The organism is Sphingobacterium sp., from assembly GCF_032065005.1.
Classification (GTDB): domain Bacteria; phylum Bacteroidota; class Bacteroidia; order Sphingobacteriales; family Sphingobacteriaceae; genus Sphingobacterium.
Genome location: NZ_DAMBMM010000006.1, coordinates 209,357 through 225,736, shown reverse-complemented (window position 1 = coordinate 225,736; position 16,380 = coordinate 209,357). Strand labels below are relative to the sequence as shown.

The 16,380-nt window shown below is 40.9% G+C and carries 16 protein-coding genes and 1 tRNA gene; 8 read left to right on the top strand and 9 right to left on the bottom strand.

The window, feature by feature from the left end:
- Nucleotides 1–69 precede the first annotated feature (69 nt).
- The 3 genes from RT138_RS11880 to truA form a co-directional block, all read right to left on the bottom strand.
- The gene (locus RT138_RS11880) at nucleotides 70–474 is read right to left on the bottom strand and encodes a hypothetical protein (protein ID WP_313190853.1); all 405 of its coding nucleotides are present in this window, start codon (nucleotides 472–474) and stop codon (nucleotides 70–72) included.
- A gap of 484 nt (nucleotides 475–958) precedes the next feature.
- Entirely contained in the window at nucleotides 959–2,644 is a 1,686-nt protein-coding gene (locus RT138_RS11875) for an ABC transporter ATP-binding protein (RefSeq protein ID WP_374670342.1), read from the bottom strand.
- 88 nt (nucleotides 2,645–2,732) lie between these two features.
- On the bottom strand, nucleotides 2,733–3,491 hold the full coding sequence (truA, locus tag RT138_RS11870; protein WP_313190852.1) for a tRNA pseudouridine(38-40) synthase TruA: 759 nt from the start codon (nucleotides 3,489–3,491) through the stop codon (nucleotides 2,733–2,735).
- Between the two features lie 200 nt (nucleotides 3,492–3,691).
- On the opposite strand from truA, the gene RT138_RS11865 reads away from it, so the two are divergent.
- The 4 genes from RT138_RS11865 to RT138_RS11850 all read left to right on the top strand — a co-directional run bounded on the left by RT138_RS11865 (nucleotide 3,692) and on the right by RT138_RS11850 (nucleotide 7,284).
- Complete coding sequence (locus RT138_RS11865) at nucleotides 3,692–4,147, top strand: hypothetical protein (protein ID WP_313190851.1); 456 nt, start codon at nucleotides 3,692–3,694, stop codon at nucleotides 4,145–4,147.
- An 83-nt stretch (nucleotides 4,148–4,230) separates the two neighbouring features.
- Complete coding sequence (locus RT138_RS11860; RefSeq protein WP_313190850.1) at nucleotides 4,231–6,228, top strand: sensor histidine kinase; 1,998 nt, start codon at nucleotides 4,231–4,233, stop codon at nucleotides 6,226–6,228.
- A 99-nt stretch (nucleotides 6,229–6,327) separates the two neighbouring features.
- Entirely contained in the window at nucleotides 6,328–6,801 is a 474-nt protein-coding gene (locus RT138_RS11855; RefSeq protein ID WP_185212906.1) for a DUF4293 domain-containing protein, read from the top strand.
- Between the two features lie 9 nt (nucleotides 6,802–6,810).
- The gene (locus tag RT138_RS11850) at nucleotides 6,811–7,284 is read left to right on the top strand and encodes a hypothetical protein (RefSeq protein ID WP_313190849.1); all 474 of its coding nucleotides are present in this window, start codon (nucleotides 6,811–6,813) and stop codon (nucleotides 7,282–7,284) included.
- 382 nt (nucleotides 7,285–7,666) lie between these two features.
- On the opposite strand, the gene RT138_RS11845 is transcribed toward RT138_RS11850, so the two are convergent.
- Together RT138_RS11845 and RT138_RS11840 are read right to left on the bottom strand one after the other, a co-directional pair.
- Complete coding sequence (locus RT138_RS11845) at nucleotides 7,667–8,296, bottom strand: hypothetical protein (RefSeq protein WP_313190848.1); 630 nt, start codon at nucleotides 8,294–8,296, stop codon at nucleotides 7,667–7,669.
- The gene (locus RT138_RS11840; RefSeq protein ID WP_313190847.1) at nucleotides 8,296–8,802 is read right to left on the bottom strand and encodes a sigma-70 family RNA polymerase sigma factor; all 507 of its coding nucleotides are present in this window, start codon (nucleotides 8,800–8,802) and stop codon (nucleotides 8,296–8,298) included. Before RT138_RS11840 ends, RT138_RS11845 begins: the two co-directional genes overlap by 1 nt.
- A 69-nt stretch (nucleotides 8,803–8,871) precedes the next feature.
- On the opposite strand from RT138_RS11840, the gene radA reads away from it, so the two are divergent.
- The gene (radA, locus tag RT138_RS11835; protein ID WP_313190846.1) at nucleotides 8,872–10,260 is read left to right on the top strand and encodes a DNA repair protein RadA; all 1,389 of its coding nucleotides are present in this window, start codon (nucleotides 8,872–8,874) and stop codon (nucleotides 10,258–10,260) included.
- Nucleotides 10,261–10,322: 62 nt separating this feature from the next.
- Here radA and RT138_RS11830 read toward each other — a convergent pair whose 3' ends face one another.
- The 4 genes from RT138_RS11830 to RT138_RS11815 form a co-directional block, all read right to left on the bottom strand.
- Nucleotides 10,323–11,450 carry a TlpA disulfide reductase family protein gene (locus RT138_RS11830; RefSeq protein ID WP_313190845.1) on the bottom strand — a complete coding sequence of 376 codons (1,128 nt, stop codon included), beginning with the start codon at nucleotides 11,448–11,450 and terminating at the stop codon, nucleotides 10,323–10,325.
- 44 nt (nucleotides 11,451–11,494) lie between these two features.
- Nucleotides 11,495–12,322 carry a YgcG family protein gene (locus tag RT138_RS11825; protein WP_185215784.1) on the bottom strand — a complete coding sequence of 276 codons (828 nt, stop codon included), beginning with the start codon at nucleotides 12,320–12,322 and terminating at the stop codon, nucleotides 11,495–11,497.
- A 4-nt stretch (nucleotides 12,323–12,326) separates the two neighbouring features.
- Complete coding sequence (locus tag RT138_RS11820) at nucleotides 12,327–12,761, bottom strand: TPM domain-containing protein (protein ID WP_185212913.1); 435 nt, start codon at nucleotides 12,759–12,761, stop codon at nucleotides 12,327–12,329.
- An 85-nt stretch (nucleotides 12,762–12,846) separates the two neighbouring features.
- Nucleotides 12,847–13,425 carry a LemA family protein gene (locus RT138_RS11815; RefSeq protein ID WP_313190844.1) on the bottom strand — a complete coding sequence of 193 codons (579 nt, stop codon included), beginning with the start codon at nucleotides 13,423–13,425 and terminating at the stop codon, nucleotides 12,847–12,849.
- Between the two features lie 150 nt (nucleotides 13,426–13,575).
- Between RT138_RS11815 and RT138_RS11810 the strand changes: the two genes are divergently transcribed.
- From RT138_RS11810 to RT138_RS11800, 3 genes are all read left to right on the top strand, one after another.
- Nucleotides 13,576–15,123 carry an FAD-dependent oxidoreductase gene (locus RT138_RS11810; RefSeq protein WP_313190843.1) on the top strand — a complete coding sequence of 516 codons (1,548 nt, stop codon included), beginning with the start codon at nucleotides 13,576–13,578 and terminating at the stop codon, nucleotides 15,121–15,123.
- 77 nt (nucleotides 15,124–15,200) lie between these two features.
- Nucleotides 15,201–15,276: transfer RNA gene (locus RT138_RS11805), tRNA-Gly, on the top strand.
- 43 nt (nucleotides 15,277–15,319) lie between these two features.
- Nucleotides 15,320–15,766, top strand: coding sequence for a PH domain-containing protein (locus RT138_RS11800; protein WP_313190842.1), 447 nt, complete (start codon nucleotides 15,320–15,322; stop codon nucleotides 15,764–15,766).
- Nucleotides 15,767–16,380: the final 614 nt, after the last annotated feature.

The following is a 16,380-nucleotide window of genomic DNA, read 5'->3' as shown; positions in this document are numbered from 1 at the left end:
AAGCAAGCATAATTTGCCATTCTGGATTCGCCCTTAAGAGCTGTTTTTTTATAAGATCAAAGGATAAAACTACTTCACTTTTTTAAAGAAGGCAGTAGTAATGTCTCCGGTGCCATCCTCTAAATAATCTTCTAATACCAAAACCAAATAATTGCCTTCAAAGTAATATGGTATTGTTTCACCATATACGAAGATTGTTTTTTTTACCTCATCCCGTGTGCCATAGTATATTTCTTCCTTATTAGATTCTTCAGCTAAGTAAGTCAATTTTATGCTTCCATCTGCTTTCCACACTAATTTGGAATTTGGATAGTCCTTGTCCCAAACCTCCCTTTCAAGTTTTCCGTTGAAATATTCTTGGGTCCTGTATTTTTCTAATACATATTCTACATCTGGGTCAATTTTGCTTTTGCTGCATGCTGAAATCAATAGGATGATTAATAATCCTAATAAATTAGTTTTAATGAGTTTCATAATATTACATTGGTTTGATTTCGCCTTCCTAGCATAAAATCATTTATGACTTCATTTATAAGACAGACCTTAATGCTAGTCTATTCCCCAAAATGAAGGAAAGCAGTTTTTCTAAGTAAATTAATTAATGTTGAGAGCCGAAAATAGATAATTTTTTATCTCATTCAGGCCCCTTTACCGAATGTCAATACCAAAAAACTCATGCATTCAAAAAATAGGGAATCATTCTTCGTTGACACTCTGAATCCCTCCTTAGCACATTTTTATTCTGTACGATCATTGAGGAATCTGTACGGTTTTCCCCTATTTGTCCCTGTCATTTTGCACCGAAGGTGCAAGAACTGTACGCCAATATATTCTACGTTAATTTGATTTTAGATGTGCAATTTTCCGAGATGTTTCGTTCCTCAACAGGACAGGCCTATGGAATAAAAGACTAAAAATTTAGCGCCTTGAAATGTCTCATTTCTCATATCTCTCTCCCCTAAATCCCCGCCGAATTAAACTGCAGGTCATATAATTTCCTATAATAACCTTCCAGCTCCAATAGCTCATGGTGGGTACCGATTTCCTTGATCTCACCCTTATCCAGAACTATGATCTTATCCGCTTTCTGGATGGTGGATAACCTATGCGCAATCACGATAGAAGTACGGCCTTCCATCAGGTTTTCGATGGCATTTTGAATCAATTCCTCCGTTTCCGTGTCGATGGAGGAGGTCGCCTCATCAAGGATCAAGATTTTAGGGTCATGAACCAATGCTCGGATAAAGGAGATTAGCTGCGCCTGACCGGCAGAAAGTGTCGAACCTCTCTCTTGGACCTGATAGTTGAAATTACCTGGAAGTCGCATGATGAAATCATAAGCACCGACTTTCTTAGCGGCATCCTCAATAGATTCAAAGGAAATGTTCGGATTGTGCAGATTGATGTTGTTCAGCACTGTGTCCGAGAAGAGGAAGACATCCTGCAGTACAGTGGCAATGGTCTGACGTAGGAATGTCAGGTCATAATCCTTGATATTTACACCGTCCAATAAGATCTCTCCCTTTTGGATCTCATAGAAACGGCTCAGGATATTGATGATTGATGATTTTCCAGCACCCGTCGCACCCACTAAAGCTAGGGTCTCACCCTGCTCCACATGGAAGCTTACGTCTTTCAATACCCATTTCTCATCATTATAGGCAAACCAAACATTTTTAAAGGTAATCTCTCCCTTTACATGTTCCGGTTTGTAATTTCCTTCATCTGGAGTGAACTCATCGGTATCAAGTACATCGAAGATACGCTCAGCAGAAACCATTCCCATCTGAAGGGTGTTGAACTTATCGATTAACTCGCGGATTGGTCTAAAGATCATATTGATGTACATGATAAAAGCGACCACTACACCCGGAGAAATGACATCGGCCAAGATCTGTTTGGACCCGTACCATACCAATAGACCTGTGGCTATGGCCACAATAATTTCCAATACCGGAAAGAAGATCGAGAAATACCAGTTCGCACGGATATGCGCATTTCTATGTTCCGCATTGATAGCCTTGAATTTGCGCATCTCTTGGTCTTCCCGGGCAAAATATTGGATGACGCTCATGCCAGAGATATGTTCCTGTAGAAAGGTATTCAGATTGGAAACCCATAGCCTGACACTTTGGAATGCTGACTTCATGGCTTCCTTAAAGATATAGGTCGCTGCAATCATCAGTGGCATAGGGATCAGAACGACCAAGGTCAATTTCCAATCGGTATAGAACATCACTCCTAAGATAACGACCAATTGCAGGAGGTCACCTATAATTTGGATCAGACCTTCCGAAAAGATATTGGCAATGGTTTCCAGGTCAGAGATGGTCCTGGTGATCAATCTACCGATCGGAGTATTGTCGAAATATTTTAACCTTAGGTTGGTGATATGGTTGAAAACCTGGATGCGTATATCCCGGATAACGGATTGCCCAAGGGTATTGGTCATCAGGGTATGGAAATAACGGATGATGGTTTGCGCAATCAACAGGGCAAACATCAATAAAAGCATGTTAGTCAATCCTTCCCCTTTTCCGGATAATATATAGTGGTCCAAGGTATATTCCACCAATAGCGGAAGGGCAGGAGCTACGGCTGCAAGTAATATCGTTAGTATAACGGAAACCCAGAAAACAGGCATATAGGGACGGATGTATTTAGCTAACCTTCCCAGTAGTTTACTGTCGTATGCATTTCCTGAAATTTTGTCTTTTTCCAAAATCTTCGTTTTAATCAATATATGGATAATGAACCTCTGTTAGGTAAAGCCCACAGGCCGGAACCGAAGTGCCAGCTTTAGAGCGATCCATACTTTGAATTACCTCTTTAATATGTTCTATAGGTTTCTTGCCTAGGCCGATTTCCATCAGGGTTCCAACTATTGCCCGAACCATGTTTCGCAGAAAACGATCTGCAGAAATATGGAATACCAATCTATCGCCTTCCCACAACCATTCTGCACGTTTAATATCGCAATAATTGGTGAATACTTGTGTGTTCGATTTGCTGAAACAAGAAAAATCTTGCCTACCTAACAAATCTAGGGCTGCAATGTTCATTTTTTCAACATTTGGTTTGTCGCGCAGCTGCCATGAAAACCCATGTTGAAAGGGATCCTTTTCAAAATGTACATGGTATTCATAACTCCTTTGCGTGGCATCAAAACGAGCATGGGCCTCTGCAGATACTCCAATCAAGCGTTTTGCTGAAATGTCAAAAGGCATCAGTGCATTCAGGGAATGGACAAACCTCTCCTTGTTCTCCAAAACCTGAGCTTGGCTGGAGAAATGAACAAATAGCTGTTTGGCATGCACCCCACTGTCTGTACGTCCAGCGCCTATCGTTTCTACTTCTTCGCGAAGTAAAACCGAAAGAGCCTGGTTCAGTTTTTCCTGAACAGAGACAGCGTTATCCTGGATCTGCCAACCATGGTAGGCCGTTCCATTGTATGCTATTTCCAAAAAGTATTTAGGTATTTGTTCTTCCACGATGCAAAGGTAATTAATATCAAATTAGCTCATATGCGCAATTATAAAGATCAGGTAAAAAATTAAAGCAGGTCCAGGATTGTACCTGTTCCAGATGAATAACTTGTACTTGAATACAAGTACAAAATTTACCACTTATCTGGGTATGTTTTTGCGCGCTAATTAGCTCTACCTTAGTCCAATAATAAAACTCATAGATCATGAAAAAGGTAATTATCATACTATCATTATTTTTAGGCTGTACTTATGCAGCTTCTGCTCAGGGATTTTTGGATAAGATCGACAGAGCATTGAACAAGGTCGAAAACACATCCAACAAGGTAGACAATACCTCGAATAAGGCCGGACGTATTGGCGGTAAATTAGGTGGGCTTTTAGGTAAAAAAGGCGATAATGCTGCCGCTGGCGAACTGGTGGTCTTAATTGAAGGGGTAAATCTTGCTGAATTGAAAACCATTTCCTCGGGATTGGAATCCAATAAAAAGGTTTCTGATGTGAAAATGAAATATAAAGCATCAGGTTCGACATTAAATGTACAGTTCAAAGGAGATGCTGAGGAGCTTTTTGAGGCGCTTAAAAAAACAAGCCCTTTGATAACCGACGAATCGGTGCAGGCAATCGAAGATGAAGGTATTGCTATTAAAATCGAAAAATAGTTTATCTTTATACACATCATGCATAGGCAGTGATTTTCACTGCCTATTTCTATTTAATAAAAACCTACAGATAAGCATTATTTATGGAAGCTAGGTGCAAAATATTGCCAATCCTGCTGCTATTGTGCCTACTTGTTTCCTCAGCAAAAGGGGAACAGGTACAAAGGCCCTATCAAGCAGAAATTGATAGCCTAGAAAAAATCATAAAAACCGATCTAAATATTGAAGAGAAAGCCTTTAATATCTTTGAACTGTCTTTTTACTATTCCTATTCTGATTCTGCCACAGCCCACAGTTACCTGAAACAGGGTCTCCTTTATAAAAATGAATTTCCCGTCGCCAATGGGATGGGCAAAGTATATGAAGGTCTGTTTTATATGGATTATGACCTGCCAAAAGCGATCCGTCTATTCGAAGAAGCTGATGCAGAACTGGCCAAGATTGAAGGAAACAAAGCAAAATGGTTGAGGGCTAAATTATTGAATAATATGGCTTCGGCCTACCAATGGCAGGATAAGCACATCAGGATGTTGGAGATCTTGGTCAATAGGGCGCTGCCAATGGCCAAAGAAGCCAATGATGATATCATCACCGGAAATATCCTCTATAAGATCGGACTGAATTTCTGGAACAACCTGCAATATACGGAAGCCAATAAATATCTATTGGAATCATTGGAACACCTGAATAAAGGAAAATATGACCCCTATACCATGAATGAGGTCTATAAGCTTCTGGTCGTTTCCTTAAATGCAATGGATGATAGTGTCATGTCTGAAAAGGTCATGTTAAATTATGAGAAATTCATCAAGAGGCATAAAGGTTCATTGCCCTTAAGCGACTATCATTTTGTGCATTCGGTCTACAATCGATTTAAAAAGAACTATGATGTATCGCTCATCCACATGGATAAATCCATTGAATACCTCAAAAAAGAAGGAGAGCCAAACCCTCGGGCATTGACCAGTTTATATTACCAAAGGGCACTGATAAACCTCAACAAAGAGGATTTTCAGGCTGCATTCAAGGATTTGAATGAATATGTCGAAAAAAGGATGGATATAGGATATACATTCTTTCAGGACAGTTTGAACATTGCCATCGCCTATGTCAAAATCTATGAAGGGTTAAAGGACTATAAAAAAGCCATGGAATGGGTGAAAAAGAAGGATGTCCTTCAGGATACCATGTATAACAGGCGGATCAGGGAGTCCATTATGGATTATGAAGTAAAATATCAGACCCTTGAAAAAGAAAGTGAGATCCTTTCCCTAAAGACAGAACGGGAGAAAACCGAGAGCGATATCAAAAACACCCGTATCATCATTGCCTTGGTGGCAATCATCCTCCTGTTGATCGGATATTTCCTGTTCAAGAATCACCAGAAAAACAAAAGATTGCTGCAGCAACAAGAAATCAACAATAACCAAAAGCTACTCGAGGAAAAGCAAAAACAAAAACTAATGTCTCTTGATGCCATGTTGCATGGAGAAGAAAAAGAAAGGAACAGGCTCTCAAGGGATTTGCATGATGGTCTGGGCAGTATATTGGCTTCTATCAAATATAAGATCTTGGACAGCCAATTGTCCAATCCCAATGATAAGGTGAATTCCATTTTAGTCGACATGGATTTTGCCATTACAGAAATGCGAAGGATTTCGCATAACCTGATGCCTGAATCCTTGCGTCGTTTTGGTCTAGCGGTTTCTTTAGGAGACCTGTGTAAGAGTCTGCAGAATTCCAATACCAAGATCGAACTGCAATTATATGGATTGTTTAATGTGCTCAGCCAAGAACAGCAGACCCATATTTACAGGATCATTCAAGAATTGATCTATAACTCCCTGAAACATTCGGAGGCCAAACATATCTTGGTGCAATGCAGTGTCGAAGATAACGTGGTATTTATTACGGTCGAAGATGATGGCAAGGGTTTTAAGTCCGATCAAATAATGGATGATTCAAAGGATGGAGTTGGTTTGACCAATGTAAAAATCAGGGTTAATTATTTACATGGTAAATTGGATATCCGCTCCGAAGTAGGCAAAGGAACGAGCATCGATATTGAGATTCTAGTGTAACTGTATCTGAAACCCGCATCAATGAACCATTTACCATGCAGAAACCAAAACCTATTTGAGTTGTTTGTATTATATTTGCGATATAAATAATCTATAAATATGATACAGCGTATTCAAACCGTTTGGTTATTGCTTTCAAGCCTAGTTTTATTTGCTCTTTTCATGTTCCCTTTTGTAGGCTACATTGATTTGGTAGGACTTGGAAAAAACATCTATGTAACTGGCGTATATTCCTCAGCAAATAACGTTACAACTAAAGAAACTGGCTTTTTATTGATGACCATTGCTACAGTAGTCCTAGCTTTGATCCCCATCTTTATCATATTCCAATATAAAAACCGAAAACTGCAGTTGAATCTGATCTTGGTGCAAGTGGTATTGATCTGTTTATTTGCTATTTGGATGTTTATCACGGCAAACAACATCCTTGATCTGATCAATCAGCATATTGGAGCTAACAATATTGGTATTGGATTTTTCCTTCTGCCAATTTCCATTCTATGCTTATCCTTTGCTATTCGTGGAATCAGAAATGATAATAAATTAATTAAATCTGCCGAAAGGCTTCGTTAATTCGAACGTATGAAACAAATTATATGGTTTCTTGGACTTGCCTTTGCATTTTTTTTACCAAAAACTTCGCAGGCCCAAGAAGATCCTAACTTAAATGTTGTCGATGATATACAGTTTGATCTAAAGTCGGTAACGGCATCTGGTGATACCTTAGTTGTTGATCTGTTTGCCATATCTTATGATAAGAATCCTAGGGAATTTCGGCTGAATGTTTTCGCTACGGCATTGATCGATGCTCAGGAAGAGTCACATATGTTGACCTCTGTGCAGATCGATAGGGTGATCGTGCAGCTTTCTGATAGAGAAAATTACCTGAATTACCTGTTACATCAGGACAAGCCTGTCAATATCAAGTTGAAATTGACACCCATGACAGAAGAAATTAAGAACGCCAAAATGGTGAAGATCGTTTTCAATGCCTTGGAAGAGGAAGGCCAATTCCTCGATGCATTTATAGATCTTGAACAAGAAAAGGAGCAATAATGCTCCTTTTCTTGTTTATGGCTTGTTGTAATAACCTTTTAATAATGACATGATTGCTAAATCTGTGTTTATAGGTATTTAGACTCATATTTGTTTTCTAGAAAAATCTCTTTTTTGCGACATTCTGCCCTGGAAGGGCAGAATTATTTTAGCATTGGTATCGAATAATATAGGGTTAATGCAAAAACGATGTTCGATTAATCGAACATCGTTTTTGCGCTACTTCTAGGCTAACGTGCCATGCCAGCTAAAATAATGGAACCTCTATGGGGTTATTTCACTAAAATTAAAAATATTTTTTTTTGCCTTCCACTTTGCTGTCATCACCTTCCGATAAATTTAGTCCAAATTTTTACTAAACTGTTTGACTTATTGGATAAGCCTATACTTCTTCTCTTTCCAATCTTTCCAATTCCTCGTAGTTCTTCTCCAACTTTTTGACCAATCTGATATAGATCAGCTTATAGAGCCATTTTACGAAAGTAATCATGGCCCAGCCGATTAGGAAAATGACGATTCCCAGGAGGGTAAAAAACAAGATGTTATGGCCAACGGATTTATGGATGACGTCCTCTTCCCAAATCATTGCCAGAGCAGTTATTCCCAATCCGACCAAAATCATGTAAATATTGAAGCGAATATAATAGGTAACTGTTTTCCTGGTTACCAAAATATTGGACAAGAGTTCCTTGGTATTATTGGTGTTCTTTATCTTTCTATAAGAATTGAAAAAGGTATAGATAAAATAAAAGATGATGATATAGGAAACCACATCGATAAAATTCGTGAGCAGTTCCAGCGGATAGGGCATTTTTTCTGGGTCCGTGTCAAAAAGAAATACGAACACATTTAATAGTACCCCTAGAAATAATTCGATGATGCTGATAATAAAGATCCATTTCACAAGGGAGGATGAACTCTTATGCAACATATTACGGATTTCCTCCTTGTTTACTTTAGGAAATCCCTGGTCTTTTTGCCAATGTTGTTTTAGAAAATCTAGTTCATCCATTAAACCACTCCTTTCTTTGTTAGCATTTCTTTCAGTTTGTTCTTGATTCTATTCATTTTGACCCGGGCATTAACTTCACTGATCCCCAATGTCTCTGAGATTTCCGTATAGTCCTTATCTTCGAGGTACATATAGACCAATGCTTTGTCGATATCATTCAGTTGGCGTACGGCATCATATAGGTGTTTTAATTGGTCTTCAGTCTCCGAATTGTATTCCTCATAGCGGATGTTGGCTAGGGATTGATCCCAATCTACGGTGGCTATTTTTGTCTTTTTACTTCGATATAATGATATGGCCGTATTCAAGGAAACCCGATAGGCCCAAGTGGAAAACTTTGACTCACCCTTGAACTTTGGATACGATTTCCACAATTGAATGACCATCTCCTGGAACAAGTCCTGGTGGGATGCCAGATCTGCTGTGTAAAGCTTGCAGATCTTGTGTAGGATGTTCTGATTATCCTCCAAAAGATTTACAAATTCTTGCTCTAGGTTCTCAATCATTTATTGGTATTTGTCGACAATAGTAAGGTATTGTTACAACATGTAGATACATTTTTTTAAATTCGCTCAATGGCAAAAACAAAATCAGCATATTTCTGTCAATCATGTGGATATGAATCCCCAAAGTGGTTGGGGCAATGTCCTTCCTGTAAACAATGGAATACCTTTGTGGAAGAGATCGTAGAAAAGGCTTCAAGCCGTGTCCCGGAATGGCGAAGTACAAGTACGGGGCCTGGAATACAGAAGAGAACGAACAAAGCTGCGGTCATCCATGAGATTGTGTACTCCGAAGAACAACGGATCCTGACTCCTGACAAAGAATTCAACCGTGTTCTAGGGGGAGGAATTGTGCCGGGCTCCTTGGTGTTGATCGGCGGTGAACCGGGCATCGGGAAATCTACCTTGATGTTGCAATTGGCGCTATCCATTCCTAAGGTAAAAACCCTTTATATATCTGGTGAAGAGAGCGAACAGCAGATCAAGATGCGAGCGGAACGGCTAGCCCAAAGTTCCAATGCGAATTGTTATATCCTGACCGAAACATCCATGCAGAACATCTTTAAACAGATCGATCAAGTGGAACCCAATGTGCTGGTCATCGACTCCATACAGACTTTACATACTGCCCAGATCGAATCGGCTCCCGGTTCGGTATCTCAGGTAAGGGAATGTACAGCTGAACTGCTTAGATTTGCCAAAGAAACCAATACCCCGGTATTTATTGTGGGCCATATCACCAAAGACGGATCTATTGCAGGGCCAAAGGTATTGGAACACATGGTGGATACCGTATTGCAGTTTGAAGGAGATAGAAACCATGTTTATAGAATCTTGAGAGCAGTAAAGAATAGATTTGGTTCTTCTTCAGAACTAGGGATTTATGAAATGCAAGGCTCAGGTCTAAGGGAGGTTTCCAATCCATCGGAAATTATGCTTTCTCAAAGGGAGGAACAGGTCAGCGGAATTGCCGTAGCAGCGATGTTAGAGGGTATGAGACCGCTGATGATCGAGGTGCAGGCATTGGTGTCCAATTCCGCATACGGAACGCCACAGCGAAGCTCTACCGGCTTTGACACGAAAAGGTTGAACATGCTCTTGGCGGTACTTGAAAAACGCTTTGGATTTCGGTTAAGTGCTCAGGACGTATTCTTGAATATCGCCGGAGGATTAAGGGTGGAAGACCCAGCAATTGATCTTGCGGTGATTGCCGCGCTTATTTCCTCTCAACAGGATATTGCCCTTCCGTCGAATATCACCTTTGCAGCTGAGGTCGGCCTGTCTGGAGAAATCAGGGCGGTAAACCGGATCGAACAGCGAATCCAAGAAGCTGAAAAATTAGGTTTTGAACAGATCTTTATCTCAAAATATAATACCAAAGGACTGGATGTGAAAAGATATCAGATCCTAGTCAGGCCGGTCGCCACCCTAGAAGATGTCTTCAGGATATTATTTGGTTAGATAAGGCATAAATAAAAAAACTCCGAGATAATTTCCCGGAGTTTTTTTATGATGTTTTTTGCTTATTTAATGACTTCAGCAAGTTTAGCCTCAAGAGCTTCACCACGAAGGTTAACTGCAATGATCTTACCTTCTGGATCTAAAAGGAAGTTTTGGGGAATACCCTCAATTCCATAGAGTTCCACAACTGGAGAATGCCAGAACTTAAGGTCAGAAACTTGGGTCCATCCTGAAAGATTATCAGCTTTAATAGCCTCTAACCAATCTGTTTTGCCATTTTCACGATCTAGGGAAACACCGTAGACAGTGAAGTTCTTGTCCTTAAATTTATTGAATGCAGCAACTACATTCGGGTTTTCATGACGACATGGTCCGCACCAGCTTGCCCAGAAGTCAATCAAGACATATTTACCGCGTAAAGATGATAATGCAACCACTTTACCGGTAGTATCAGGCAATGCGATTTCTGGAGCTACTGATCCAATGGCAACTTTCTTTTGTTTCTCGATCTTTGCTGCCAAAGCCTTTCCACGTGTAGAATTTTTTAAAGCAGCGGGAAGCTTTTCATAAGCCGGCGCTACCACATTATTTACGGTTTGGGCACTTACCATTTCATCCAATAACCCTAAAGTCACATAACTGCCTGGGTTATCTTTGATGAATTGCTCGTTCAGCTGCGATTGTTGTTTGAATAATCCTTCAGCTTTTCCTTGCAGGTTCGTCAAAAATTGCTCGTCCTGTTGTTGCTCTGGACTTGCAGCTTGATATTCTTTGTTTAATGCTTCAAACTGATCGGTTACCGCTTTAATTGCTGACTTGTATTTGCTGAAATCAGTATTGATCTCATTTCCTGAGATTTCAGCGGTTGCCATTTTATCCCCAGTAACCTTGATGACCCCTTTAGAAAGGTAAAGCATGGTCATATCGGGTGTTTCAATCTGGTTCAATGGTTTGCCATCAGCAGATAATATCATCTGTGCCTGTGTAGGTTCTGATACAATACCATTGTAGGTAAACTGTCCTTTATCAACATTAGCAGAATCAATATGGCGTTGTCCGCCGTCTACATACATCAAATACACTTTCGCTGGCGCATTCACATCCTTTATATTTCCTTTGATGGAAAAGTCCTCTTGGGCAAAAAGCAAAGTAGGGACTGCTGCCAGTACAGCTAACATTGTTTTTTTCATATCTATTGTTTTACGTTTTTTACTATAGTACATTAATCGTTCCATTACCATCTTCCGCTGGCACCACCACCGCCGAAGCCACCGCCTCCGAAACCTCCGAAGCCGCCGCCTCCACCGCCGCCGAAGCCGCCACCAAATCCACCACCATCATTATCGCCGCCACCACGGCCCAACGAGTTCAATAATGTCCACCAGAACAGGTCAGATGAACCTCGGCCACCCATTACCTTACCACCGCCATTTTTGCCGCCACCTCCAGATTTGGAAATAATGGAAATTAATATGATGATACCGATTACAATGAATATGATGGGCACTCCACCGCCACCTTCTGTCGAATAGCCGTCCCGAGGGTCAGCCTGATATTCTCCTCTGGTATAGGATATCAATGCATTTGTTCCATTGTCAATGCCTTGGAAATAATCTCCTTGGCGGAAGGCTGGTTTGACCTCGTTCTCAATGATGCGGTAAGCAATGACATCGGGAACAGCACCTTCCAATCCGTAACCCGTACGGATAGTGACTGCACGGTCTCCAAGGGCAACCAAAAACAAGATACCATTATCATATTTCTTGTTTCCTACGCCCCATTGCTTGGCAAGGCGATCCCCATAGTCTGCAATGTCATAGTCGCCAGTGCTATTCATGACCACGACCGCAATCTGAATACTTGAGGAATCTTCAAAGGCCAATAACTTCTGTTCAAGCTGTTTCTTTTGGCTCGAACTCAGGGTATTTGTATAATCCGTTACCAAATCCTTCGCTACAGGAGGGAAATCCTGTGCTAAGGCCTGTAGATGAAATATTAAGCCTATAAAAAAGCTGAATAATATACGGGTTGAAAATTTCACAATTTGTGATGTTTTCTGCATAAAATTAAGATTTACCGAAATAAATATCATTCGGAAGTTCATTCACATCATCCGATCTCCGCGGGAAATACCTGCCTAATTGCTCACCGGCCTTTTCGATGCCAGCAATCAAACCACTGACATAATCTCCCTTTCTAAAAGAACCTAACATCAGGTCTTTTGTAGATTCCCAAAAATCCTCCGGAACTTTCTGATCAATACCGGCATCCCCGATAATGGCAAATTGATGGTCATCTGTCGCCAGGTAAATCAATACCCCATTGCGCAATGCCGTCTGATGCATCTTGAGCTTTTCAAAATAATCCTTTGCCAGGTCAATCGCTTCCTTGTCATGAACCCTGCGCTCAACTACCAGACGGATCTCTCCCGATGTCAGGTTCTCCGCTAGGCTGATCGCATGTTCAATTTTCTCTTGTTCTTCTTGATTGAATATCTCCATGAGGCTTTAAAATAGAAAAGATGAATGCAGAAGTGAAAGCCCCCAACATTCATCTTTACGTTATGTCAACAACAATAAAAATTCATTAAAACTGCACTGTAGGCGCTTTGTCAGAACCTTCAGTCGCTTTAAATGTTCCTTTTGCCTTGAATCCAAAGATTCCTGCCATAATGTTGTTCGGGAAGCTACGAACAGTGGTGTTGTAATCCTGAACCGCTTCATTGTAGGCTCTACGCTCTACCGAAATACGGTTTTCAGTACCCTCCAACTGTGCCTGTAACTCCTGGAAATTCGCATTCGCTTTCAAGTCCGGATAAGCTTCCACGCTTACCAATAATCGTCCGATGGCCTGTGAAAGTCCATCTTGGTTTTGTTGGAAATTAGCAATCGCTTCCTCGCTCAAATTGTTTGGATCTACTTGTACGGAAGTCGCTTTAGCACGAGCCTCTGTTACAGCGGTCAATGTACCTTGTTCGTGCTGTGCCGCTCCTTTTACAGTGTTTACTAAGTTAGGGATCAAGTCCGCTCTACGTTGGTAGGCGTTTTCAACTTGTGCCCATTTTCCTTTTACATTTTCGTCCTTGGATACCATGGTGTTGTACCCACAAGAACTGAAAGAAAGAGCAGTTAATAAACCTACAAATACGATTAATAATCTTTTCATGTGTAATGTTTTTACAAGTAATATTTAAAAGTAAGAATTTGTTTTCACAAAAAAGCAATATCAAATGACATACCAACTCTTCCTAAACACGAAATTCTGTCAGTTTTTGGTATCTTTGCCAAGATTTTTGGGATAAAACCCCAACAGACTATGCAAAAAGAAATTGAAATTGCCATAAGCCCTGATTACGTTCAGGACGAGAAGCGAATCCTTGCTGAAGGAGCCAAAAAACTTCGTATTCCAACTCATAAAATCAATGGCTTCCATATCCGTAAGCGCTCGATAGACGCTCGTGGAAAGCAGGTGCTCTTCCGTATGCGGGTCGTATTCTTTATCGACGAACCTGTACAGCTCCCAGATTACCATACTGCACTTAAAAACGTAAAGGACGCTAAGCCCGTGATTATCATCGGCGCTGGTCCTGCAGGACTGTTTGCTGCCTATCGCTGCATTGAATTGGGTCTGAAGCCTATCGTGCTGGAAAGAGGGAAAAAGGTGCAGGACAGAAGGAGGGATCTTGCCAAGATCAATCGCGAAGGCTTCGTCAATCCGGAATCCAATTATTGTTTTGGTGAGGGCGGCGCCGGAACCTATTCAGATGGTAAGTTGTACACCAGGTCCAATAAACGTGGCGATGTGCAGCAGGTCCTTTCCATCTTTGTGGAACATGGTGCAACCGAGGACATTCTGGTGGATGCTAGGCCGCATATTGGAACCAATAAATTGCCACATATCATCGAGAGTATCCGCGAAAGGATCATTGAAATGGGCGGTGAGGTTCATTTCGACTGTAAGGTCACAGATATATTAGAGCAGTTCGGCAAGGTAGAGGGGGTTAAGACCGAAAGTGAAGGGATCATAAAAGCAGACCATGTGATCGTCGCAACGGGACATTCCGCACGTGATATCTTTGAACTGTTCCGTTCTAGAAATTGGCTGTTGGAAGCAAAGCCTTTCGCTCTAGGTGTTCGCATCGAACATCCCCAAGCGGTCATTGATTCAGCCCAATACCATTGTTCCATCCGTCCGGAGAACCTTCCGCCAGCATATTACAGTCTGGTCGAACAGGTGGATGGCCGCGGAGTATTTTCATTCTGTATGTGTCCCGGAGGTATTATCGCGCCATGTGCCACTGATCAGGATGAAATCGTTGTGAATGGCTGGTCGCCTTCCAAAAGAAATAATCCGCATGCCAATTCAGGTACCGTTATCCAGATTAACCTGGAGGATGTGGTGGGTTCAGATCAAGATCCGTTTGCCCTATTGGAATTTCAGCGACAGATCGAACAGAAGGCCTTTCAATTGGGCGGAGGCAATCTCGTTGCCCCAGCACAGCGAATGGTGGATTTCGTACAGAACAAAGTTTCCCTTGATCTTCCCGAGAATTCCTATAAACCCGGAACCCGGTCGGTAGATCTGCGTGAAGTGTTGCCGAAATTTGTGCATTCCGCATTACAAGGGGCATTACCGATCTTTGGAAAGAAGATGAAAGGGTATTATAGTAATGAAGCAATTTTGGTAGGGGTAGAGTCCAGGACTTCATCACCGATACGTATTCCAAGAGATAAAGATAGCTTGCAACATCCGCAAGTCGCTGGTTTATACCCATGTGCAGAAGGTGCAGGATATGCAGGTGGAATTGTATCTGCAGCGATCGATGGAATGAATTGTGTGGATGCCATCAAGGCCACGCTATAATTTCACAATTATTTGCAAAAATATCATGCTTAATGTTGACAAGAATCAAGTATTATTGTATTTTTGTAGCACTTCAAGCGAAAGTAGCTCAGTTGGTAGAGCACAACCTTGCCAAGGTTGGGGTCGCGAGTTCGAATCTCGTCTTTCGCTCCAAACAAAAGCTTCCAAATATTGGAAGCTTTTGTTATTTTAGGGCATGGCTACTTATAAATCCAAATGGGATAATTTTTACCTTCTGATCTTTTTTGCGATCTTAATACCAGTGTTTACGGGGATTTTGGCTATTTCGAAAGCACCCTTATCAGAGTATTTGACAGTCCTTCCAACCTTACTAGCCTGTATTCTCGTTTTTTATCTGATTACTTATTTCACAACCTCCTATAAAATCGATTCGGAATATTTAAGATATCGCTGCTTAGTGTTTTTTGGAAAGGTCAAGGTCAAATCGATTAGGCGCATTGAGGTAGGCAAAACATTATATAGCGGTATGAAACCAGCAACCGCCATGAAAGGTCTGATTATCTATTATGATAAATATGAAGAGGTCTATATCTCGCCAATAGATAATGAGGAAGTTGTCAATGTCCTCCTGAAAATCAATCCCCAGATTGAAGTTATTTATTATAACAAGAAGCAGGATTAGAAGTTAGATTTTAGCGGTATTTATTGGGTCTTATTCGAGACATATTCGGAAAATTCCGAAGTGGTCAGTATTTTATTGAAAGGATAGTTGGGTAAATCCCGAACATGCCTCGAACAAGGACAAAAGAGGGGTGAGAGAGATGGTTGGAATTTTGGCTAAAATAGTTGGGTCACACTGAGGTTCATCCGAAGGATCTCGGAAAAATGCAAACCTTTAAAATCAAAAATAACATAGATTGTATTGGCTTTCAGTTCCTGCACCTTAGGTGCAGGATGACACGTTCGTTTAGAGAAGAACCGTACAGATTCTTCACTCATCGTTCAGAATAGCAGTTGTGCAATAGAGGGCATCAGAGTGTCAACGAAGAATCTATTTTTATTTTTTTTAAGGAAAATCGGTCATTCCAAATCGCAAGATGAGGAAACTATTTTTTATTGCTTTGGCTCAATATGAGGGAATTATTAAAAAATATTTCACCCGCACTGTGGGTTATCCGATTAACAATCCGATTTTCTACAAAGATGTCACCCCTGCCAGGGGTTCCCAATTTATACAAACAACCATCCTTCCGCAGGAAGTCCTTTAGCATCCGGCTCATTTCCTTGGCGGAAAAA